Raw genomic sequence first — 22,913 nt, forward strand, 5'->3', positions numbered from 1 at the left:
TAGAATGTTCGGTGGCTTCGCTTCTTCCTCACATTCTGAACAAGCCGCTTCCACTTTTTTATAGTAATTCAAATACTCCCGCTGCTCCCATTCCGCCGCCAATACACATTGTTACGATACCAAATTGTTCGTTGCGGCGTTTCATTTCGTGAATAAGAGATAGTGTTAGTTTTGCTCCTGTACAGCCAAGTGGATGTCCAAGTGCGATTGCACCACCGTTTACGTTTACTTTTTCTTCATCTAAACCAAGTTCACGAATAACTTGGATCGATTGAGAAGCAAATGCTTCGTTTAGTTCGAATAAGCCAATATCAGATAGCTCTAAGCCAGCTAGTTTTAACGCTTTTGGAATTGCAGCGATTGGGCCGATTCCCATTACTTCTGGTGGTACGCCAGCTACTGCAAATGAACGGAATTTCGCAAGTGGCTTCATGCCATCGCTCACTGCTTTTTCACGATCCATTAATAGTACAGATGCTGCACCGTCACTCATTTGTGAAGAGTTACCAGCTGTTACAGAACCGCGAACGTTAAATGCTGGACGTAATTTCCCTAAAATGTCTAGCGTCGTCTCTGCTCTTACACCTTCATCTTGTGCGAAAATGATTGTTTCTTCTTGCAGTTTATTGTTTGAGCCAACCGAGCGTAACGTCACATCTACAGATACTGTTTCATCAGCAAAGTTTCCTGCCGCTAATGCTTTGGCAGCACGTTGATGACTTCTTACTGCAAATGCATCTTGCTCTTCACGAGAAATTCCATATTTCACAGCAACTTGCTCTGCTGTATGTCCCATACCCATATAATATTCCGGAGCCGCTTCTACAAGGCGACTATTCGGACGAACAACGTGTCCCATCATTGGAACTAAACTCATTGATTCCGCTCCGCCTGATAATACAGCTTCAGAGTGACCAAGCATAATGCGCTCTGCTCCGTAAGCGATACTTTGTAAACCAGAAGAACAGTAACGGTTAATTGTAATAGCTGGAACATCGTAAGAAAGTCCTGCTAGTCCGCCGATATTACGAGCCATATTTAAACCTTGTTCTGCTTCTGGCATCGCACAACCGAAAATTAAATCATCGATTGGTCCTTCATAATTTGCACGCTTTAACGTTTCCTTTACTACTAACGCCCCTAGATCGTCAGGACGAACTGTTTTTAATGAACCCCTCTTTGCTTTTCCAATTGGTGTTCTTGCTCCCGCAACAATGACAGCTTCTCTCATGAACGATATCTCCCCTCGTTATTAGTTACGTAATGGCTTTCCTTTTACAAGCATGTGCTGCATTCTTGCTTGTGATTTCATCTCACTTACTAAGCTAATAAATGCTTCACGTTCTACATCTAATAAATACTGCTCATCAACTTCTGTTCCGTACGGCACTTTTCCGCCCGCAATGACATATGCAAGTTTCTTCGCAATGTGAAGATCATGTTCAGAAATGTAACCTGATAAATGCATTGCTTCTGCACCAAGTACAAGAGTTGCATATCCTGTTTCACCAACAACTGGTATCTTTTTACGAATCGGTGCTTTATAGCCCGCTTCATATAAAGCAAGTGCTTTCTGTTTCGCATCATATAGTAAGTGATCACCATTCACACTAATACCGTCTTTATCGCCTAAGAAGTTGTTCGATACAGCTTCTTGTGCTGATGTAGAAACTTTCGCCATCGCTACAGATTCGAACACTTTATTCGCAACTTTTTGCAGATCAAACTCTACACCGTTTGGCATTTTATTTAAGTGTTTAATGTATAGCTCTTTATTACCGCCTCCGCCAGGGATTAAGCCAACACCAACTTCTACTAAGCCCATATACGTTTCACTAGAAGCTTGAATGCTAGCTGCTGGTAAGCAAACTTCTGTACCTCCGCCAAGCGTCATACCGTATGGTGCTGCTACAACTGGCTTAGAAGAGTACTTAATTTTCGTCATTGCATCTTGGAAGTTTTTCACAACCAACTCAATTTCAAAGTAATTGTCGTCTTGTGCTTCCATTAAGATCATTGCTAGGTTCGCACCAACGCAGAAGTTCTTCGATTGGTTACCGATAACAAGACCTTTATAATTCTTTTCTACTTCATCAACAGCGTAGTTAATCATTTGCGTAATATCCATACCGATTGCATTGCTCTTCGAATGGAACTCTAAGCAAAGGATGCCGTCGCCTAAATCAATTAAGCTCGCTCCGCTATTTTTCTTTAATACACCATTTTTCGCTTTTAATTGCTTAAGAGAAATTGCTTTTTTATTACGCTCGATTAGCTTATATTCGCCATTATCGTAATAGTAGCTATCGCCGTTATCATGTTTATAGAAAGTAGTGAAACCTTTCTCTAACATTTCTTTCACCCAAGTAGGAACGACTACGCCGTTTTCTTCCATCTTTTGAACAGATTTTTCAACGCCAATTGCATCCCAAACTTCAAACGGTCCTTGCTCCCAGCCGAAGCCCCACTTCATCGCTTGGTCAATTGCAACGATATCGTCAGCAATTTCTTTATGAAGTTTTGCAGAGTATAAAAGAGTTGGTGTAATGATGTTCCATAATAACTCTCCTGCGCGGTCTTTTGCGTATACAAGCGCTTTCAATTTATTCGCTAATCCTTTTTCTTGTTTACTTAACTCTACGGATGCAGCTTTTAATTTTTTACGCGCTTCATATTCCATCGTTTCAGGATTTAGTTCTAAAATTTCTTTTCCTTGTTTTAAGAAGAAGCCTTGACCTGTTTTGCTTCCAAGCCATTTTTTATCAAGCATGTCATGCATGAAAGCTGGTACTTTAAATACATCACGCTCTTCTTCTTGTACGTTTTCATATACGTTATTTGCAACGTGTACGAATGTATCTAAACCGACAACATCTAATGTACGGAACGTTGCACTCTTCGGACGACCAATTAATGGACCTGTTACAGAATCAACTTCCCCAATGCTGTAGCCGCGTTTTATCATCTCTTGAAGAGTTACTAATAAACCGTACGTACCGATGCGGTTTCCAATAAAGTTTGGTGTGTCTTTTGCGATAACAACGCCTTTTCCAAGAACGTCTTCGCCAAATAGTTTCATGAAGCTTAATACTTGTGGATCTGTTTCTTTCGTCGGTATTACCTCTAGAAGTTTTAAATATCGTGGTGGGTTAAAAAAGTGTGTGCCTAAGAAGTGTTTCTGGAAGTCGTCTGAACGACCTTCTGCCATTTTTTCAACTGAAATACCTGACGTATTCGAGCTTACAATAGAACCTGGTTTACGAACAGCGTCTACTTTTTCAAATAATTTCTTTTTAATATCTAAGTTTTCAACTACTACTTCAATAATCCAATCTACATCAGCAAGAAGCTCAAGATCATCTTCTAAGTTACCTGCTTCAATCAGTGCTAGATTTCCTTTCACTGTCAGAGGAGCTGGTTTTTGCTTCAATAGTTTCTGTACAGCCGTATTACTAAAACGATTTCTCACACTTTTATGTTCTAATGTAAGTCCCTTCGCTTCCTCTTCTTTCGTAAGCGCAGGTGGTACAATATCAAGCAATAATGTCGGAATACCAATATTAGCTAAGTGTGCCGCAATTCCCGAACCCATTACGCCTGAACCTAGAACAGCAGCCTTTTTAATTTGGAACATCCAATTCTCCCCCTATTCTTGAATGAATGCTCATTCAATTTTTCGACATAAGTCGCAATCAATGAGTGAGCCTCTACTAATAAATATATGATACTGTTTAAATTTTCGCAATATATTTATTGATAAAATTTTCTGAAATAAATATTTTTCTTTCATTTGGCTATGCTATACATGTGTATTTTCTTTGTTTAAATGCACTTTTCCTTTTTATAATCTGACGAAACTGGAGGAATATATATGGCAAAACTTAAGAAGAACCCTTCAAAGGCTGGAATTAGTGCAGCTAGTGTAACTGGAAACGCAGGTCCACATAATCACGGTGTTGAAAAAGGACGCCAAGGTAATAACCAACAATATAAGAAGCATAATATGGGCGAAAAATAACGCTATATTTTTGGGCAGAGAACGTGGCATAATGATTAATGGCTGCTTTTTCTGCCCAATTTATTTGTACATATGGAAAACAAAAGAGGGAACGATGATGAAACGAACAATAGTTATGATTGTAATGATTGCTACACTATTTACAGGGATGATTTTCTTCTCTTATGCACAAAGGCAACAAGCCGTAAGAGCTGATCAACCTAACATTACTGGGCAATATGGGGTTACAATCGATGCAAACACAGGTGAAATTTTATATGGGAAACGCGAAGACGAACGTTCTTATCCGGCTAGTATAGCCAAAATGATGACAACCCTTCTTTTACTAGAGAATGTAAAAGAAGATGAAGAAATTACGGTTACAGAAAATGCAATTAAAACAGAAAGTCAAAGCAAGAAAATTAAACTTCGTGCTGGAGAAAAATTAAAGCGTGATGAGGCATTAAAACTTATGCTTATCATTAGTGCAGATCCAATAGCTGAATCAATTGCAGAACATATCGCAGGATCAAAAAATGAATTTGTGAAAATGATGAATGCTAGAGCAAAGGAACTTGGTACAAAGCATGCAACTTTCAAGAACGCAAGTGGTGCTGATGCAATTGGGAATAAAGTATCACCATATGACATTGCTATTATTACGAAAGAAGCATTAAAGTATCCAGTTGTTTTAGAATATATGAATTCAACACGTACAACTCTACATACTTCAGAACGCTCTCCAAACATCGCAAACTATGGACGAGAAGAACTATATGACGATCCATATGCGATTGGAAGTAAAAGCGGTCTATCAGCACTCGGCAAATATACAGTCGTAACAGTGGATGAAAAAGACGGTAAACGCGTCATTAACGTCGTATTATCTTCTACTCGCGCGCAACTATATTCTGATACGAAAAAAATGGCACATTACGCATTTCAGCAATTAAAATAACCAAGGAGTATTTTCTCCTTGGTTATTTTTTAACCATACCTTTTAATACGAACGCAACGTTTGCTGGACGCTCTGCTAGACGACGCATGAAGTAGCCATACCAGTCGTTTCCATAAGGTACGTAAACACGCATTTTGTAACCTTCTTTTACTAGCTCAAGTTGACGCTCATTACGAATACCATATAACATTTGGAATTCAAATTGATCCCTTGGAATGTTGTGTTCTTCGGCAAGTTTTTTTGTATATTCAATAATCGCTTCGTCATGTGAAGCAATTGCAGTATAATTCCCATTTAATAAGTGCATTTTAATAATTTTTTTATAATTGTCATCTACATCTTTCTTGTCCGGGAACGCCACTTCTTCAGGTTCTTTATAAGCACCTTTTACAAGACGTAAATTAGGATTATAAGCATTTAAATCTTCAATATCTTTTTCTGTACGATATAGGTAAGCTTGAATAACAGTACCAATATTATCGTATTCAGATTTTAATTGTTTAAAGATATCAATTGTTTTCCCGCAGCGTGTATAGTCTTCCATATCAATTGTAACGAACACACCATTTTCTTTTGCAGCTTCTAAAATACGGCGCATATTGTTCATTACGATTTCATCAGAGATATCTAATCCCATAGAAGTCATCTTTAAAGAAAGCTGCGAATCAAGACCTTCTCTTCCAATTGCACGGATCGCTTCAATCGATTGGTTAGCCATTTCATTTGCTTCCGCTTCATTATCAACGAATTCACCTAAATAATCGATTGTTACACAAAGTCCTTGCTTATTTAATGCCTGAATGGCAGCTGTCGCTAATTCAATCGTCTCCCCTGCGACGAAGCGACCTGCACCAAAGCGTAAACCGTACTTTTTAGCCAGTTTTGTTAGCGCTTTATTTTTAGATAAGAAAAGAAACGAATTTCGCATTAATTGTTCCATGTAATTCACCCCTATGACTGTAATTTATCTGTTTTTTACCCCTCTTCAAAATTATATCATTGTTTAAAATTATTGGATACAAATAATTATTTAGATAATTTATAAAATACTATAAAAACATTTAAAAACCTATATTTCTGCTTATAAATATACCTGAAATATTTTTCGACATTTAGAAAAATGGAGTTTAATAGGCATAAAATAGGCATGTCGAAAATATTCGACATGCCTATAAAACCCTTAATATTCCATGTAAATTATATAAGGATATTAATACAGAAAACTTACGATTATATTTCCCTCAAGTTTTTTTATTGCTCATTTCGCTTCTCTTCATTCAGCCTTTTAATATCTGTAATTAACTGTACCATCTCTTCTTTCGCATCTGGATAAGTTTCATTCCAATGCTTTACTAAAGCTGGCATCGTCTTCGCTATGTAAGAATACAGTGCCCACTTCTGTACCTGTTCTTTTCTCTCTTCATTGCTCTCTCCAAGTAACAGCTCAGTGTATTTCTCCAGTAAACCATCAAACTGCTCGTTAAACTTTTCACTCATTTTATTTACCTCCTATATGAAAAAAGCAGCGAAGGTCGCTGCTTTTTCTTATAATTTTGATCGAACAGAGTTTAATTTTTTCTCCATTGTACTTACTTTATCACGACGATCATCAATACGAATTGTTGTTGCAACGCGCTGCGCACCTTTCGTATATGGAACTTCATGCATTTGTTGAATTACTTCTAGAATGACAGGAAGATCTCCTTCAATAATTGTATTCATCGGTGTTAATTGATACTTCACGCGATCCGCATTTTTCTCTAGCACCTTTTGTACTTCTGCTACATATTCACTAACACTTGGATTACCTGTTCCTACTGGAATAATCGATACATCAACAATTGCCATAGTAGTCTTCCTCCTATAATCGTTTCTTATATATCCATTGTCTATTTTACCGAAATCCTCATCATTTTACTAATATGTTACTCTTCCACTTTAAACTGCTCGACTAATCTTTCTAAATCTCTCATATGTTCTGTCAAACTTTCCATCGTGTGAGCTACCTTTTCTAAATGATTCACCTGTGATTCCGTTGCAGCATGTACCTCTTCAGAAACAGCTGCACTTTCTTGACTCGTACCAGCAATTGTATGCATTACCGCTGTAATTTCCCCTTGCTCGTAACCTATGTTATGTACCTCTTCTACAATTTTTTCAACTGAAGTACTAATCGTATTTACGACTGACATAATTGTGCGGAACTCCATTTCCGCCTCTGTCGTCACTTTATTTTGCACATCTGCAATGTCTTTCAATTTACTTACAACTTCTACAACCCTTTTTACTTCTAATTGTACATCACCAATCATCGTTGTGATTTCTCCGGTTGCCTCTTTTGATTGTTCCGCTAATTTCCGAACCTCTTCAGCAACAACCGCAAATCCCTTACCTTGCTCACCTGCACGGGCAGCTTCAATCGATGCATTTAAAGCAAGTAAATTTGTTTGATCCGAAATGCCTTTTATAAGCTCAACAACATTTTGAATCGATCCAACTCTTTGTTCTAACTTATCCGATGCTTCTTCTGTATGAACAACAATCGAAGATGATTGTCCCCTCGTACGGATTAAATTCCTCATTGTATTTAATCCTTGCTTAGATGCCTCTTCCGCTTTGCCAGCCACTCCTTTTATTTCACCAACGGAGCTATTCATTTGTTCCACTGACTCCGCCATATTCTCGAGCTGAGCTGAAACTTCATCCACACCATTCGCAAGAGTAGAGGCTCCTCCACTCACATCATCCATTGCTCCTGAAACTTCTCTACTAGCCGCTACTGTTTCATTCGTTAAGTAATGTAAACTATTCGTTGATTGTTGCACCGTTGATACGCTGTTTTTAATTTTACTTACCATTTCATTCATTTGTTCAACCATATCATTAAAGTGCTTAGTCAACTCTCCAACTTCATCTTTACTTGTCACTTTCATTCGCAACGTTAAATCGCCTTCTGCTACTTTTTGCACGTGATTCTTTAATAGTTGCAGTGGTCTTGCTAATCTTCTTGAGAACAAGTAGGAAGCTACGATTCCAACTAATAAACTAATACATGCCATTATAATAACTGTATTTCTCGTACTATTTAATAGCCCATCGATTGTTTCTTTCGGATAAAAGATTCCTATCGTCCATTTCATCGTATCAAATGATTGACTATAAACAACTACATCTTCACTTTTTATTGTAGTGACCGCATATTTTGTTACCTCTTTATTTAAGCTCTTTATAAGTGGCTCTTTAGAAACATCTTTCCCTATCTTTTCTGGATAAACAAGAGCCATATTTTTATCATTTATAATAAACATTTCTCCGTCATTATTGTATTGAATATTGTGAAGCAACTTCTGAATCGTCCCAAGCGATACATCCATCGCAACAACGCCTAATACAGATCCATCTTGAGCTGTAATTGCTTTAGAAACACCTACACTTAACTTTCCTGTTGCAATTTCATAAGAAGGTTGTCCCCAGTGGACCTTTTTTACATCAGCCTCTGAATCTTTATACCATGGTCTTGTCGTTGGATCGTATCCTTCTGGCACTTGCCCACCTTCAGCAAGATTGGCACTTAATGTTTTTTTATCTTTCGTACCAATATATAAATCTAAAATACCAGGATGATTCTTTTTATACTCTGCAAACTCTTTCGTTAAAAACGCTTCCTCTTCTGGAGTAACCCCACCTTGAAGCATATTACGAATCATCTCACTGTTCGCGTAATACCCCATATCTTCATCCGTTCTTTGAACAAATGTCGTAAGTTGCTCTGTCACAAGATCCATCGCATTTTGAGAATACTCGTCTAAGGAACGCACTTCCTTTTCTTTCTGTAATTGATACACAGCTGTACCCAATATTACGAACATCATAGAAATAAGTACTGAAAACACTACCGCAATTTTTAAACGTAAACTTCTTAACATCTTCCCCCCAGCATCCCCTTCGCATTAAATTGAAATCTTATTAATCATTATATTAAGTATAATAGATAAAATTAAAAAATTGAAATTAATTCTCACCTTAATACAATTAGAAAACGGACTACCACTTGTGCAAAAACAAATAGTTCATTATCCTTAAAATATAATCTCATTCGTTCGGAGGGAACTATGTTACAAAAATTCGGTTTCTCACAATATGAAAGCCAAGCTTATGAAGTTGTCGTATCAAGCAATGAACCATTAGATGCTACAACAATTGTGAAGCATTCAGGTGTTCCAAAAGCAAAAATATATGAAGTACTAGCACGCCTAATCGATAAAGGAATGGTAATGGATTCTGTTTCAGAAAAGAAAAAATTGTATACAGCATTACCACTAAAACTAGCAATTGAAAAATTAACGACAGAATTCCAATCAAATATTAAAGAACTGGAAACAAACATATCAAAAAAATCATTTACAGATGACCGTGTGTGGAGCTTAAAAATGCAATCTTCTATTCGAGTTCAAAGTAAAGAACTCATTGAAAGTGCACAAGAATCCATCCGTATTTCAGCTTGGAATGATACTCTTTTAGAATATCTCCCTTTACTAGAACAAAAAGCAAAACAAGGTGTTCAAATCGAATCTCTTATTGTTGGAGAAGTAGAAACAGACTTAGAAAACATGCATTTTCTAATCCCAGCTGAAGAGCCTAATGCATTAGAGCGCTACTTGCTACTCATCGTTGACGATCGTGAAATTTTATTTGCTGGCGTAGAACAAGAATCATGGCAAGCGATGAAAACAATGTCACAACCTTTCGTAAAGTTCTTTACAGAATTTTTCTATCACGACGTTGCACTTGCAAAGATTACCCAGAAGCACCACGATCTCTTTATGAAAGATGAGGAAATTAAGAGTTTGTTAATGAAATTAAGATACTAATTAAATAATAAAAAGGAGTCTAGTTTTTCACTTAGACTCCTTTTTATTTTGTTCCTTTATCTCCATCAACAGCTCAATGATTTTCTCATTTTGCTCTACCTGTTTCTCTGAATTTTGATAGATGAAACGAATCCATCTAAAAACAATGATAACCACAAATAACGGCAATACTGTGAATATAAAACCAATAATTGAATAATCCATATACTATCACCTCGCTACATACCTTTTTCTCCATTTCCCTACCAAAACCTGCAATTTTTTACAAATAAAAAAAGAACCTATCAAACGATAGATTCTTCTTTCACGAACTGAGTAGAGCGTCCTCTCGTAATCGAGAAAATCGCGCAAAGCAGTGCTAATATAATAAAGCCACCACCTACCCAAGCATTATATATAACAGATGATTTTTCAATAACAACTCCACCTACTGTTGAACCAAGTGCAATTCCTAAATGAAGCGCAGAGTTATTTAAACCTTGTTGAATACCAGCTGATTCCGGTGCAATTTCAATTAAATAATTTTGCTGCGCTGGTGAAATCGCCCAGCTCAGCATACTCCAAAGTCCCATCATAATGATGAAGAGCGGGAATGAGAATGTCATTAATGGCAACATGAAGATTGCACATGCAAATACGATAATAATCGAGATAATACTTTTCTTCGATCCCCATTTATCAGCAAGCCATCCACCGAATCCGCCGCCAATTACTGCTGCGATTCCGAAAATGAAGTAAAACACACTAATCCAATTTGCTTCAACATGCATGACATCTTTTAAAAACGGTGTTAAATATGCATACAATGTTAAATGCCCCGTTAAAAACAAAAATGATGTTAACTGTGCACTTACAATTTTTTTATCTTTTAAAGTAGCAAGTTGTTCTTTTATTGATAATACCGATGTCGGTGGTACTTTCGTTAAGAACAATGAAATACAAGCTATTGCCATAACTGTTAATACAGAAATTAATACAAATGGTGCACGCCATCCGTATGCATTTCCGAGTACAAGACCAAGCGGTACTCCAAGTACAAGTGATCCACTAATTCCCATAAAAATGATTCCAATTGCACGCGCACGAAAATGCGGTTCTACTACACTAGAAGCAAGTGTTACCGATAGTGCAATAATTAATGAACCACTGGCCGCACAAATAACCCTTGAGAACATCAGCATTCCGTAATTCACACTAAATGCCGAAATAATATTTCCGATTAAGAAAATCGATAATGCTCCAACATACAATGTTTTTCTTTCAAACCTCCCTGTCAAAGCTAATAAAACTGGACCTGACAAAGCAAATACTACCGAAAATATTGTGATAAGCTGACCAGCTGCGCTAATAGATACTCCTAAATCATTGGCAACTAAATCGAGCGTTCCTCCTATAATTAACTCAACCGTTCCGACTACGAAAGCCGCGATAGCTAAAATATAAACACGAAAATTCAAGTCTTTCCCCACGCTTTCTATTTTGGTTACTACGATTATAGTAACCAAAATAGAAAGTGGACGCAAGTATATTTTTTTTACAGTAAAAAAGGTAGGCGTATTATACGCCTACCCTTCCATCATTCTGTTTCTTTCTTCTTATTTAAATACCAATATACCGGAAGTCCCGTAAAGACAATTCCAATTGATAAGAAACAACTTACCGGATCATTGATAATTGCACTACCAATTACAAAGAACGAACCTAAAATCGCTACGATTGGTACGATTGGGAATAACGGTACACTATATGCACGCTCTTTATTCTTATTACGTTTTCTTAAAATGAAGACACCAATAAACGTCATTACATAGAAAATATAAATAATGAATACGGAAATCTCAGATAGCTTATTTGGATCACTAATAATCATTAAAATAATTCCTAAAATGATTTCAACAGTAATCGCATTTGCTGGTGTTTTAAATCTCGGACTTTCCTTTGCAATAAACTTAGAAAATGGAAGTTGTCCACGCTCTGCCATAGACATTGGGATACGTGGAAACGTTAAAATCTTTCCATTTAAACAGCCGAAAATAGAAACGATAATACCGATACTAATAATTTTCCCGCCATATTCTCCAAGTAACATACCCGCAGCTGTCGCTGTCGCATTTTCTCCAAGGTCTACAATTTTCGCTGCTGGTAATACATTTAATAACGCCAAGTTAATTAATACGTAAGCAGCAGTTACGATTAAAATCCCCACTGTCATTGCTTTCGGTAATAACTTTGTTGGATTCTTCATTTCTCCGCCAATCGAAGCAAGTAAAATCCATCCGTCATAAGCAAATAACGTTGCTAAAATTGCCATACCGATACTTTGATTTTCTGATATCGGCACTACTACGTTAAAGATATCGCTATTCCCTTTCCAAAAACCTAGCACGACAATTAATATGATCGGAATCATCTTCCCGATTGTCGTGATTGTTTGGACGATACCTCCGTATTTTGTTCCCATACTATTTATAACGCCAAGGAACACAACCGTTCCAATTGCAATTGGTAAATTCCACACTTTATCTAAATAGAAAAAATTAATCATTAAAGAACTAAAGTATAAACCTAATGTTCCGATAATAGCAGGTCCATAAACAATTGTTTGCATCCAACCTGATAAATATCCCCAAAAACTCCCGTAAATCTCCTCTAAATACGTATACAACCCACCATTTTTCGGGATTTGCGCTCCAATTTCAGCTACTGTTAAACCACTTGCTAGCGTCAACAGACCACCAATTACCCAAGCAAGAATGGCCATATTAGAACTCCCCGAGTAATCTAATACGCTCCCTGGTTTCATAAACACACCAGATCCAATAATCGTTCCTACTACGATAGAAAGTGCTACTGTTAAACCAATTTTGTTCTTCTCATCATGATGCATGCTGCGTATCCTCCTTCCAATCCTAGTGTGATGCAAAAATGAAATAAAAAAACACTCCTCCCTAAAAAAGGGACGAGTGTTGTATTCGTGGTTCCACCCTTGTTTCAATTCGCAAAGTAACACACTTCACCAATTTCTCAAGTCTAAATAACGGTTTTTGCCGGCAAGCAATTACTAGATGCTCGTTCACTGCTGCAGTTCAGAGGTGGTAATCCATTTTTCCGTATTAGGAAGCTCACAGCCAAAGGCTTCCCTCTCTGAGAATCGTAAAAAATTGATCATGTCCTCATCATCACTTCTTGATGTCGAATTTTGTAGTTATTGTTCATTATATTGAATTGTTAGAAAAAATCAATATATTTTTTTATATAACATAGGAAATATTTCTCTTCTTATATTATAACAGAACATACAAAACTTCTCTAATTCCCTAAAAATGGTATAATTCTTTTAGGAGGTGTACTAATAATGATTGCTGTCTTTTGTATCATCGCTACGTTTCTCTCTGTTCTATTCGCTATCATGTATCGAAACAAGTATCCTGGTTATAGCATTTTAGCGGTAGCTATTATACCAGCTGTTTCCTTCTACGTATTGGGTAAATATCAATATACGGAAGTGTTTATCGGTTTTGCAATCTTCTACTGCGTCTTCGGATACATACTAACAATAAAAAGAATTTCAATGCCTCATTAAAAGGGACCGATTTCTACTTATAGAAATCGGCCCTTGCACGTACCTTCCTGTTGCCCACACGAAAGATACGACTTCATTCAATTATTTATCTTCTTTTTTCATAAAAAACTTATGGTGCGGTAAATCAACATTCAATGCCTCTAATTGTTTCTTTTCATTGTCTAAAATCGCTTTTGCTTTTTCTTTTGTTGCTTCATCTAATCCCGCAAAGATGTCTTCACGCTTCTCTTTCTCTGGAAGTTTCACGCCTAACTTCGTTAATTCTTCTTTTGCTTGCTCATGCGTTAATTTTCCGGATTTTTCTTGCTCAAAAATTGACTTCACTTTTTCTTTCGTCTGTTCATCTAAATTAGCAAGCATATCTTTACGCTTACCTTTCTCTGGCATTTTCACACCTAACTTTGATAATTCCTCTTGCGCTTGTTCACGTGTTAATTTTCCAGATTTCTCTTGCTCTAAAATGGACTTCGCTTTTTCTTTCGCCTGTTCATCTAAGTTAGCAAACATGTCTCCATGCTTACCTTTTTCCGGCATTTTCACGCCTAGCTTTGTTAATTCCTCTTTTGCTTGTTCACGTGTTAGTTTTCCGGATTTCTCTTGCTCTAAAATGGACTTCGCTTTTTCTTTCGCCTGTTCATCTAATCCTGCAAACATGTCTTTACGCTTCTCTTTCTCTGGAAGCTTTACACCTAGTTCCTCTAACTGTTTCTTTGTATCGTCCATAATTGTTTTTACTTTTTGTTTTGTAGCGTCATCCAAATCCTTTTTCGCCGTTTTTGCAGGCTGATCCACTGCTGGAGTATTCGTTGCCGCGAATGCCGGAATACCGACTCCTCCAATGATTCCGAATGATAAAGCACCTGCAATCGCTAAATACCCAACTGTTTTCTTCTTCATAGGAAATTTCCTCCTTCATATTTCTAATGCATGTACACTTTCGTATACAATGCCTATAGTAATGTCGGTTTCTTAACATTTCCTTAACGACTTAACAAAAAAACACCGCTCGTAATGAGCGGTGTTTCTCTATGCTTTTTGTAATTGTAACTCTTCACGTTCCATTATTTTTCTTAATACAATTGTTTGTGTCATTGTAAATAAGTTACCTGTTATCCAGTACAACACAAGTCCTGATGGCGCCGCAAACCCCATAAATAGAATCATTGCCGGCATCATAATTTGCTGCATCTTTAGCATCTGTACTTGTTCTCCAGGTGTAATATTCGATTGGAAAACTTTCATCTGAATAAATGTCGTTAACGCTGCAATAATCGGTAATATATGATATGGATCTGCATGTCCTAGGTTCACCCATAAAAACGAAGATGTGCGAATCTCTTCCGTTCTGCTAATCGCATAATACAAAGCAGAGAAAATCGGCATTTGTATAAAAATTGGCCAACAACCAGCAAGTGGATTCCAACCGCCTGATTTCATTAGTTCTGACATTTCTTTTTGATACTGCTTTTGTTTTTCAAGATCTTTGCCTACATCACCGTACTTTTTCTTTAACTTCTGCAATTCAGGTTGCATTTTCTTCATTTTCGCTTGGCTGCGATATTGCGAAACAGCTAATGGAATCATTGCTGAACGAATAACGAGCGTCATAATAATGATAGCAATCCCAAAGCTAGCTCCAGGTATATGATGAGCAACAAATTGAATCATAAACGAGATTGGATATACAAAATAATGATCCCAAATCCCAGTACTATGTGCATCAATTGGGGCTGCATTACTGCAACCAGATAAAACAAAAACAAATAATAATGATAAACTAACGAGCACAGCTCGGTATGATTTTAACATGTTCATTCCTCCAATGTTTCGTAATTATTTAGCGAAACATTGGTGTATACGGACCGACCTCGTCATTCTCTTCACTTGATTCTTGTCTGCGTACAGAACGAATCATTCCATATTTATAAAAAATAGAAAATAGCGGTACATTTCCCGCACTATCTTCACATGTATCAACTAGCGCAAAAGCTCTTTGTCTACCGCTTGATGCTTGTTGACGCACAAAGCGAGAAACATTAGCAAGGAAGAAAACTTCTAATAAACAAAGTGCCGTCGTTACAAACGATATATATAGAATTGCATCCTGCAATAAAAATTCCATCGCTTCACATCCTTAATAAGGTCATTTTAGCACATTAGGCAAACATTCTCTATTTCCTTTTATTTTCAAAAAAAGTATTTTGCATATTTTCTCAAGAAAATAATAATTAAGAAACGTTGTATTCGCTTTCTTTAGTATATTCACGCACATCAATGAATAGGCTTGATTTATTAGAAATTTATAAAATTTTTGCATTATAATAAAACTATTGCCAGTTTTTGAAAAAACCTTTATTCTCTTCTTGTAATCAAAAATGAATATGGAGATGAAACATACTATGGGTCAACTAGGAGACGCCGATTACGTTCCCGACACCGCCTTTTTATCCTTCCCAGCAGCTAAAACATTTCACTTAGAATTTATGATACAGTTGGTTGTTATTTTTATAGCTTCTATTTTGTATGCAATTTCTATGAATATGTTTTTTATCCCGCATAACATGATTAGCGGTGGATTCGCTGGTGTAGGGATGATTATCGGTTATTTAATGCACTACAATATCGGTGCACTTATCTTTTTACTAAACATTCCTCTTCTTATTTTAAGTCACTTTTACTTAGGCAAGAAGACAACCTTTTTAACAGCTTACTTTGTAGCTGTATCATCGTTAGCGATGAACATTATCCCTGTACACCAGGTTTCAGACGATATTTTACTATCTTCTGTATTCGGTGGTGTAATCTGCGGAGCAGCTTCCGGAATCATATTCCGATTTGCTTCTTCAACAGGTGGCTTTGATGTTGTTGGATTGATTGTAGCGAAACATCGAGATATTTCAATTGGAGCAATCATCTTTGTATTCAACTTAGTCTTACTTGTTGCAGCAGGTTTTATTTTCGGATGGGATATTACACTTTATACGTTAATTAGCCGGTTTGTAGTCAGCAAAGTTATCGATGCTGTGCATACGAAACATATTAAATTAACGATAATGACAGTTACAGAAAAAGGTGAGGAAATAAAAAGCGCACTACTACATCACGGCATACGCGGGGTGACAATGGTAGACGCTGTCGGCGGCTATACAAACCATAAGAAAAAAATGATTTACACTGTCGTGACTCGCTATGAGTTAGGCGAAATGAAACGTATTATCCGTCAAGTGGATAACAAAGCATTTATGAACATTACTGAAACAGTTGAAATTGTCGGCCGTTTCAAACGCATATAAAAAAGGTTAATAAATTAAAGGGCATAACATATTAGTCATATATAATATGTTATGCCCTTTGTTATTCAACTCACGTACCTTTTAGCATAATAAAATCACTAAGTTTATTACTACAAATCGGAGGATAGCATCCCATATACAATACTATCTGTCCATTCATCTTTATTCCAAAAATCTTGTATGAAATGGGCTTCCTTTCTCATGCCTATTCGTTCACACAATTTTTGTGAAGCTGTATTACGTGCATCAAGATTAGCCTGTATACGATGTACATTAAATTCATTAAATAATTTCAATACCAAACTACTTACTGCTTCTGTCGCCAAACCTCTCCCAGCTACTTCATTTGAAAAACTATAACCAATCTCAACAGTGTCTTTCATATTTGTGTACCATACGGATAAATCACCAACTACTTTAGTTTTGTATATAACTGCCAAACTTAATATTGATTCTTTAGTAAGTACATTATTTGCTAACTTCTTATTAAATCTTTTCTGCATGTCTTCATGAGTCCACTTATTATGTAATAGGAACTTACATGTATCATCACTATTATAAATAACAAATACATCCTGTAAATCAGTACTCTTAAAAGGTCTAATTATTAATCTTTCTGTTGTGAACTCCAAGTTAGCTCTCCTCCCTTACATTCATACTATAAAACATTTTTTATAGTATTTAAGCCTCCTTCTTAGATCTCACCTTTATTACATATTTCATCATAATAAATTAAAATCCTTCTTCCACTAAACTGCACCGTTAATGGTATTTCCTTGCGCTTTTTATTTTTTACACTTATTACAAAATCAGATAATTCTATTATTATGTCTCTAAATGTGTTATAATGAAAGCAGACTCACAAAAAAAGAGTATATAGACTTGGAAGTTTCTCTTATTTTACAAGCAAAAAGAAACGAGCAGTCGGGTATATTTCAGACACCATACACGTAACGGTTTAAACAACCGATCATCTTAGTTACTCTTCAATGATCTTTTTATAAAAAGATACGTACAATTAAAACTCACTTCAATATACTATACCTACCTTTTTGACTTCCAAATCATCTTATTACATAAGGAGATGAACATATGAATCAATATATACGATATACAATAGCTGTCCTGTTTGCTATTATCGGCGGAACAATCTGCTTCTGGACAAACACACAGCTTGGAGAGAATATCATTTTTAATGGAATCGAAACACTTGTAAGCGCTTCAATTTTAGGCGGATACATTTACTTCCTCTTCAATCCAGAAGAAAACGCTCAAAAAACAATGTTATTAACAATGATCGGAATCGTTGGTGGATGTATTTCCTACTCAATGACAAACTATACATTACCACTTCAATTAAGCTCAGCTTTCTTCCACGGTCTATGGACTTGGTTCATTGCATTCTGCCTAGCAGACGTATTCAACCTATTACAAGACAATGAAGAAGATAGCGGTCGCCAAATCGAAAGTAACTCTTAAGCTGGAAGATACTCTTCCAGCTTTTTTATGTTGGTTTGCATATCCCCGCATCACGATAAAAAGAAGTTACCCTCACGGCAACTTCTTTTCCATATACCCCACTTCGTATTCACTAAAATATATCAACGATTTTTCAAATATATCGATCGTTTCTCCACTTATATCAACGATTTTTTCATTATATCGACGCTTCGACACAAGATATCGATTTACCGACATCCTTCGACACTCAAAACGCACAACATACCCTATCCCCCAAGCAACTTACTGCCGAACTCTACGATTAAAAAGATAATTAATAGGATCGCGAGTATCTTTAATGCTACATATGCCACTTTAAAAACAACATAAATGAGCAAGACTATCAAAATAATTGATAAGATTTCCATATTTACTTCCTCCAAGCTTTGCTCTTCTTATCTCATTTTACTCGCCCTAGGCTGTTTATGGAACGGCATAAGATGACATATAAAAAAGAGGATACCTCACCCATCGTAAGATACCCTCTCTTTCAGCTGCTTAAACCATTCTCTTTCTAATTGTAAATATCCCATTTCACTCTTCTCGGCGCTCTTTAATTCTTGATCAGCTTTCTTCATATAAGTACGGGACGCTTCCATATTGCCCTCTACATATTTAATAATCCCTTGTGTACGGTAATATCCACTTAGGTCCATTTTTGTAATAGCCTTTGCATGTTCCTTTGCTTCTTGCAAAGAAAGACTATCCATCTGATAAAGGGCTTTATATAAAAGGTACCAACTATGAAAACTACTAACGAAAAACTTATTTTCTTTCGTTACAGGTAGTTGAACAATTCGTTCTATATACGGTATCGCTCTTTCCATCCCCTCTTGATCTGCACGAGCAAAAAAGACGAGCATAAGTCTACTCATTATCTCTCTTATCCCTTTATTCTCTTTTATTTTCTCCTCACTCAATTCTACTAATCTTTCATCCCAATCTTTCGGTCTTTTATAACTAAATAACTCACTCGATATTTGAATCTCATATAAGTGATTTCTAGCTCTTTCATCATCTTTAATTAAAATAAGAAATTGCATCCCATCACTCATAAGCATTCCTTTTATCGGCACAATTGTAACCACAAAGATTGCAAAATGGAAAAAGGAAAAATATAAAAGATATTGATAATAACTCACCATGTATATGTAACCGGAAGTAATACCAAATAGTAAACTCGTAATCGGTCCACCTAAAGTGAGCCACGCCCATTTTTTCGAAAGATTCGGTGTCTCTATAGAAGGTGGTACTAGTGTTGCAACGCCTCCAAAGTACGCCCATAATTTATTTTCTCGAATGCGTAATTTTCCCTTTTCTTTTTGAATAGTAATGGGTCCTACTGTCATAAATTTAAATGTTAAACCACCTATTACACCAAATACTACATGTCCTAGCTCATGAATGGCTAACACTAACAATGAAATTCCAACTATTGCCCATAGGTTCAAAATTACTTCTAATTTCCCAGTTCGGATTACTCCGTATAAAATGGACAGAATTAGCGCCACTGTCATTGAGCCAGCTGGCCTTCTTAAAATATCCACCTTTTTCTCCCCTTAATAAATCATTTTTCTCTGCATTTCGTACATGAACTTCCCGAGATGCAATATCCAAATAAATGAGATTAAACCAATTAACACAAAATCGATATCACTAGCAGCTGTATATATAACGGCAGCCCACCATACATATGCCAATATTGTATTCGTAAATTCATACGCTTTATATCCAGCCTCATGCACAATGTGCTTTAATCCTTCATCTGCATTTTTCGTCCACATTTTCATAGATTCCATATACGTTACACCTTGTTCAGGATATAGCTTGTTATAACGATTTTTTGTTATGAGTCCGATAGTTACTACAGTAGTTAAACAAACAATAGAAGCTACTAAATTCCACACCGCAAATGAAACATTTGTATCCTGCAACAGTGCACGTCTACATGTAATAACTGCATATACAAACCATGCCTGCGTAACTATATCACCTACACGTAAATATATACTTATAATGCCTAATTTTCTGCCTTGTACGCTCTCTTCTTCATCGCGTGCCTCTGCTAACATACGTGTATTCTTCCAAGTATAGTACATCATTAAAATTCCAAAAATAGTACATATACCTATAAATGTATTGGATGATAATTTTCTCGGTTCATCCGAGAGTAAATTTAAAGCTATATAAGACGTTAAAAAGCCTCCTATCATACTTAATGCTATTTTCCCCACAGAATCAAATTGTTTTTTTCGCTTACTCTTACTCTTCATCGTCCTCTTCCCCCTCTACTAACGTAAATATTTCCTCCACCGGTACATTGAAAATTTGTGCAATTTTTAACGACAATACGATAGATGGTGCATAATCCCCGCGCTCAATTAAACTAATCGTTTGCCGTGATGATCCAATCGCTTTCCCTAAATCCCCTTGTGATAAACGATGCTTTGCTCGCAATTCCCTCACTCGATTTTGAAGCTTCATGTCTTCCCTCTTTTTCATTTATTTAATTAAAATTGTAAATAATATCCTTATCTTTGTCAATTATAATTGTCATTACGACTATAATAATTGACAAGATACTTATTTCTTATCCTGTATCAAATTCCTATAAAGAATGTAAAATGTGCATTAAACATAGTCTTAAAAATAAAAAAGTCAGTGCTTTTGCACTGACTTCCTAAATTCTGACATAGAATGGATTTCATATTAACTTGCGTTTTGTAGTAATACTCGTTTTAACTGCTTACGGAAACGAATACCTAACGTAACTGCTACAATCACAATAACTCCAAAAATGATTTTACCGATATGACCTTCTAGCACTCCAAAGATATCATGTAAGTTTCCACCTAACCAGTAACCACCGATTAAGAAGAATGATACCCAAAATAGAGCGCCTGAATAAATTGTAATGGCAAAACGACGGAATGGTAAATTAATAATTCCTGCAAAGTATCCTGTGAAATGACGTACACCAGGAATAAAGAAACCAATAAAAATCAGGAAGTACCCATACTTATCAAACCACATTCTCGTTAAGTCAATTTTTCTTTGTGTTAAAAATACGTATTTCCCATACTTTTGAATGAAAGGCATACCTAATTTATTTCCTAAAAAGTATTGAATCGTCATTCCTACACTTGTCCCAATAAAGGATAGAATAATTAAAATCGGTAAACTTAAATCACCCTTATGTGCTAAAAATCCCGCATATGCTAACGTTGGCTCTCCCGGAAACGGAAGTGCAATATATTCTAACAGCAAACCTACAAGTACAACATAGTACCCGTATTGCTGAAATAATTCATGAATCCATTCCATGTCATCTCTCCTTTCAATCACGTACAACTTCTTACTATTATTGTATAAAAAAATTGTCGAAATAACTATCACAATAGCTTACATTTTTATTACATTTTTGTAAGGGTCACACTAATGATTTCCGTTCTTTATTAAGTAGCTAAAAGCATTTTTTAAGTCGAAATAACAAAAAGACGCATTAATAATATGCAAATTTTATCCATTTTTTAACACTGGAAAACCTTTCTTATTTTGTTCTCAATAAAAAACCACCACAAACTCATGCTAACTTCATATTAGCTTCATATACGTATTGTAAGATTATATCGGAATTTGTTGAAAAATTTAACTAATATATGACTAAGCATTAATTTGAATAAATATAAGTCGTTTTTCGAAATTGAAAAAAGGGTGAATACGAAATGGAAGCATATAAAATGCACGATTTTATTAATACAAATGTTGAATCTCATCAAAATGAAACCGTTTTTAATTTACACATATGTGAAACAAGTGAATTTGACGTAAGTTTAACAAAATCTACAACACTATCTTTTATCGTTTCAAAAAAGAATATTAAAATTGTCACGAAAAAATGGACTAACTCAAACCAAGAAAGCATGATTGGCAAAAGCTACATCATTCCAACGAAAGCTTTTCACTATTTCTTACCAATTATTTCTGAAAATGAAGATGAGCTAAATATTCAAGTTCAAAGTTTTGGACTACGTGGTGAGCTTTTATTAAACGAAAGATTACTTATTGATAAAAACAACAAACACAACAGCAAAATCACTACATTCTTTGAAACATTAGATGAAAATGTAAATAAAGCATTACGAGGATTACAACTTCATTGTATGTAAGACTATTACGATAGTAAAAGGAGAATAACAATGAAAAAATTATTATTAAGCGCACTATTATCATTAGGATTTTTAACTCTTCCATTCGCTAGCGCAGAGGCCGCTACAACGAAAGATCAATTAATCGTAGACACTCAGTTAAATAAAATGGATTATTATCAGGATGGAAAATTTATAAAAAGTTTTACTGTCGCTACTGGAAAAGCTGCAACGCCTACACCTAAAGGCACTTTTCAAATCGTAAATAAAATTAAAAACCGCCCTTATTATACAGGCAAAATTAAAGGCGGGGATCCACGTAATCCACTTGGTGACCGTTGGCTTGGATTAAATATGGCAGGAACTTACGGAACAACTTATGCGATTCACGGAACTAACAATAATCAAGCAATCGGCAAATGGACAACACTTGGTTGTATTCGTATGTATAATAATGATATACACTGGTTATTTGAGCGCGTTCAGCAGCAAGCTACTGTCACTGTCAAATAGCCTAAAAACAAGATTTATGTGTAGCCAAGAATTTTATGTCTTGGCTTATT

The 22,913-nt window shown here is 35.9% G+C and carries 26 protein-coding genes and 1 other annotated feature; of the genes, 8 read left to right on the forward strand and 18 right to left on the reverse strand.

The features are described 5' to 3' along the window. Window positions 1-58 precede the first annotated feature (58 nt). Together MHH27_RS25975 and MHH27_RS25980 are read right to left on the reverse strand one after the other, a co-directional pair. A complete protein-coding gene (locus MHH27_RS25975) occupies window positions 59-1,231 on the reverse strand; it encodes an acetyl-CoA C-acetyltransferase (protein ID WP_001206331.1) in 1,173 nt (390 codons plus the stop codon). A gap of 21 nt (window positions 1,232-1,252) precedes the next feature. After that, window positions 1,253-3,634, reverse strand: a complete 2,382-nt coding sequence (locus tag MHH27_RS25980; protein ID WP_000486359.1) for a 3-hydroxyacyl-CoA dehydrogenase/enoyl-CoA hydratase family protein — start codon at window positions 3,632-3,634, stop codon at window positions 1,253-1,255. 237 nt (window positions 3,635-3,871) lie between these two features. Here MHH27_RS25980 and MHH27_RS25985 point away from each other — a divergent pair, with 237 nt between their 5' ends. Then, window positions 3,872-4,018: a YuzL family protein gene (locus tag MHH27_RS25985; RefSeq protein ID WP_001096344.1), complete on the forward strand. Its 147-nt coding sequence runs from the start codon at window positions 3,872-3,874 to the stop codon at window positions 4,016-4,018. A 97-nt stretch (window positions 4,019-4,115) separates the two neighbouring features. Continuing rightward, a complete protein-coding gene (locus MHH27_RS25990) occupies window positions 4,116-4,955 on the forward strand; it encodes a D-alanyl-D-alanine carboxypeptidase family protein (protein WP_100910485.1) in 840 nt (279 codons plus the stop codon). 22 nt (window positions 4,956-4,977) lie between these two features. On the opposite strand, the gene MHH27_RS25995 is transcribed toward MHH27_RS25990, so the two are convergent. The 4 genes from MHH27_RS25995 to MHH27_RS26010 all read right to left on the reverse strand — a co-directional run bounded on the left by MHH27_RS25995 (window position 4,978) and on the right by MHH27_RS26010 (window position 8,881). Beyond that, window positions 4,978-5,895, reverse strand: a complete 918-nt coding sequence (locus tag MHH27_RS25995; RefSeq protein WP_000436780.1) for a proline dehydrogenase family protein — start codon at window positions 5,893-5,895, stop codon at window positions 4,978-4,980. 311 nt (window positions 5,896-6,206) lie between these two features. Continuing rightward, on the reverse strand, window positions 6,207-6,452 hold the full coding sequence (locus MHH27_RS26000) for a YusU family protein (protein ID WP_001290594.1): 246 nt from the start codon (window positions 6,450-6,452) through the stop codon (window positions 6,207-6,209). Window positions 6,453-6,500: 48 nt separating this feature from the next. Continuing rightward, window positions 6,501-6,803, reverse strand: a complete 303-nt coding sequence (locus MHH27_RS26005; protein ID WP_001018860.1) for an MTH1187 family thiamine-binding protein — start codon at window positions 6,801-6,803, stop codon at window positions 6,501-6,503. Between the two features lie 77 nt (window positions 6,804-6,880). Next, window positions 6,881-8,881 (reverse strand): methyl-accepting chemotaxis protein, encoded by a 2,001-nt coding sequence (locus tag MHH27_RS26010; RefSeq protein WP_097814097.1) that lies wholly within the window; start codon window positions 8,879-8,881, stop codon window positions 6,881-6,883. Window positions 8,882-9,067: 186 nt separating this feature from the next. Here MHH27_RS26010 and MHH27_RS26015 point away from each other — a divergent pair, with 186 nt between their 5' ends. Continuing rightward, window positions 9,068-9,826, forward strand: coding sequence for a TrmB family transcriptional regulator (locus tag MHH27_RS26015; protein WP_053563419.1), 759 nt, complete (start codon window positions 9,068-9,070; stop codon window positions 9,824-9,826). A 27-nt stretch (window positions 9,827-9,853) separates the two neighbouring features. Here MHH27_RS26015 and MHH27_RS26020 read toward each other — a convergent pair whose 3' ends face one another. The 3 genes from MHH27_RS26020 to MHH27_RS26030 form a co-directional block, all read right to left on the reverse strand. After that, entirely contained in the window at window positions 9,854-10,030 is a 177-nt protein-coding gene (locus tag MHH27_RS26020; protein WP_000386584.1) for a hypothetical protein, read from the reverse strand. A gap of 80 nt (window positions 10,031-10,110) precedes the next feature. Then, entirely contained in the window at window positions 10,111-11,295 is a 1,185-nt protein-coding gene (locus tag MHH27_RS26025) for an MFS transporter (protein ID WP_141537062.1), read from the reverse strand. Window positions 11,296-11,402: 107 nt separating this feature from the next. Further along, on the reverse strand, window positions 11,403-12,713 hold the full coding sequence (locus MHH27_RS26030) for an APC family permease (RefSeq protein WP_023523356.1): 1,311 nt from the start codon (window positions 12,711-12,713) through the stop codon (window positions 11,403-11,405). 65 nt (window positions 12,714-12,778) lie between these two features. After that, window positions 12,779-13,015: a binding site (T-box leader), on the reverse strand. A 166-nt stretch (window positions 13,016-13,181) separates the two neighbouring features. On the opposite strand from MHH27_RS26030, the gene MHH27_RS26035 reads away from it, so the two are divergent. After that, on the forward strand, window positions 13,182-13,409 hold the full coding sequence (locus tag MHH27_RS26035) for a hypothetical protein (protein WP_053563416.1): 228 nt from the start codon (window positions 13,182-13,184) through the stop codon (window positions 13,407-13,409). Between the two features lie 81 nt (window positions 13,410-13,490). On the opposite strand, the gene MHH27_RS26040 is transcribed toward MHH27_RS26035, so the two are convergent. From MHH27_RS26040 to MHH27_RS26050, 3 genes are all read right to left on the reverse strand, one after another. After that, window positions 13,491-14,306: a hypothetical protein gene (locus tag MHH27_RS26040; RefSeq protein WP_090978073.1), complete on the reverse strand. Its 816-nt coding sequence runs from the start codon at window positions 14,304-14,306 to the stop codon at window positions 13,491-13,493. Between the two features lie 129 nt (window positions 14,307-14,435). Next, entirely contained in the window at window positions 14,436-15,218 is a 783-nt protein-coding gene (gene yidC / locus MHH27_RS26045; protein WP_090978075.1) for a membrane protein insertase YidC, read from the reverse strand. Between the two features lie 28 nt (window positions 15,219-15,246). Further along, window positions 15,247-15,531, reverse strand: coding sequence for a hypothetical protein (locus MHH27_RS26050; RefSeq protein WP_000394930.1), 285 nt, complete (start codon window positions 15,529-15,531; stop codon window positions 15,247-15,249). 277 nt (window positions 15,532-15,808) lie between these two features. Here MHH27_RS26050 and MHH27_RS26055 point away from each other — a divergent pair, with 277 nt between their 5' ends. Further along, on the forward strand, window positions 15,809-16,702 hold the full coding sequence (locus tag MHH27_RS26055; RefSeq protein WP_000530043.1) for a YitT family protein: 894 nt from the start codon (window positions 15,809-15,811) through the stop codon (window positions 16,700-16,702). 110 nt (window positions 16,703-16,812) lie between these two features. On the opposite strand, the gene MHH27_RS26060 is transcribed toward MHH27_RS26055, so the two are convergent. Next, window positions 16,813-17,334, reverse strand: coding sequence for a GNAT family N-acetyltransferase (locus tag MHH27_RS26060; RefSeq protein WP_000397315.1), 522 nt, complete (start codon window positions 17,332-17,334; stop codon window positions 16,813-16,815). A 460-nt stretch (window positions 17,335-17,794) separates the two neighbouring features. Between MHH27_RS26060 and MHH27_RS26065 the strand changes: the two genes are divergently transcribed. Next, a complete protein-coding gene (locus MHH27_RS26065) occupies window positions 17,795-18,181 on the forward strand; it encodes a DUF3938 domain-containing protein (protein WP_001077773.1) in 387 nt (128 codons plus the stop codon). A gap of 248 nt (window positions 18,182-18,429) precedes the next feature. Here the strand turns inward: MHH27_RS26065 and MHH27_RS26070 are convergent, their stop codons facing one another. The 5 genes from MHH27_RS26070 to MHH27_RS26090 all read right to left on the reverse strand — a co-directional run bounded on the left by MHH27_RS26070 (window position 18,430) and on the right by MHH27_RS26090 (window position 21,526). After that, window positions 18,430-18,570 (reverse strand): DUF3985 family protein, encoded by a 141-nt coding sequence (locus MHH27_RS26070; RefSeq protein WP_000404758.1) that lies wholly within the window; start codon window positions 18,568-18,570, stop codon window positions 18,430-18,432. 96 nt (window positions 18,571-18,666) lie between these two features. After that, window positions 18,667-19,719: a cytochrome c oxidase subunit II gene (locus MHH27_RS26075; protein WP_053565466.1), complete on the reverse strand. Its 1,053-nt coding sequence runs from the start codon at window positions 19,717-19,719 to the stop codon at window positions 18,667-18,669. 42 nt (window positions 19,720-19,761) lie between these two features. Next, window positions 19,762-20,475: a DUF3169 family protein gene (locus MHH27_RS26080; RefSeq protein WP_075719344.1), complete on the reverse strand. Its 714-nt coding sequence runs from the start codon at window positions 20,473-20,475 to the stop codon at window positions 19,762-19,764. Then, window positions 20,465-20,686 (reverse strand): helix-turn-helix transcriptional regulator, encoded by a 222-nt coding sequence (locus MHH27_RS26085; RefSeq protein WP_000776168.1) that lies wholly within the window; start codon window positions 20,684-20,686, stop codon window positions 20,465-20,467. Before MHH27_RS26085 ends, MHH27_RS26080 begins: the two co-directional genes overlap by 11 nt. A gap of 225 nt (window positions 20,687-20,911) precedes the next feature. After that, on the reverse strand, window positions 20,912-21,526 hold the full coding sequence (locus MHH27_RS26090) for a DedA family protein (protein ID WP_000454754.1): 615 nt from the start codon (window positions 21,524-21,526) through the stop codon (window positions 20,912-20,914). A gap of 401 nt (window positions 21,527-21,927) precedes the next feature. Between MHH27_RS26090 and MHH27_RS26095 the strand changes: the two genes are divergently transcribed. Continuing rightward, window positions 21,928-22,371: a DUF3978 family protein gene (locus tag MHH27_RS26095; protein ID WP_000388762.1), complete on the forward strand. Its 444-nt coding sequence runs from the start codon at window positions 21,928-21,930 to the stop codon at window positions 22,369-22,371. A gap of 30 nt (window positions 22,372-22,401) precedes the next feature. Beyond that, on the forward strand, window positions 22,402-22,863 hold the full coding sequence (locus MHH27_RS26100) for a L,D-transpeptidase (RefSeq protein WP_000735058.1): 462 nt from the start codon (window positions 22,402-22,404) through the stop codon (window positions 22,861-22,863). The last annotated feature ends 50 nt before the right edge of the window (window positions 22,864-22,913 follow it).

The organism is Bacillus sp. FSL L8-0152 (assembly GCF_038006365.1).
Lineage (GTDB): Bacteria > Bacillota > Bacilli > Bacillales > Bacillaceae_G > Bacillus_A > Bacillus_A cereus.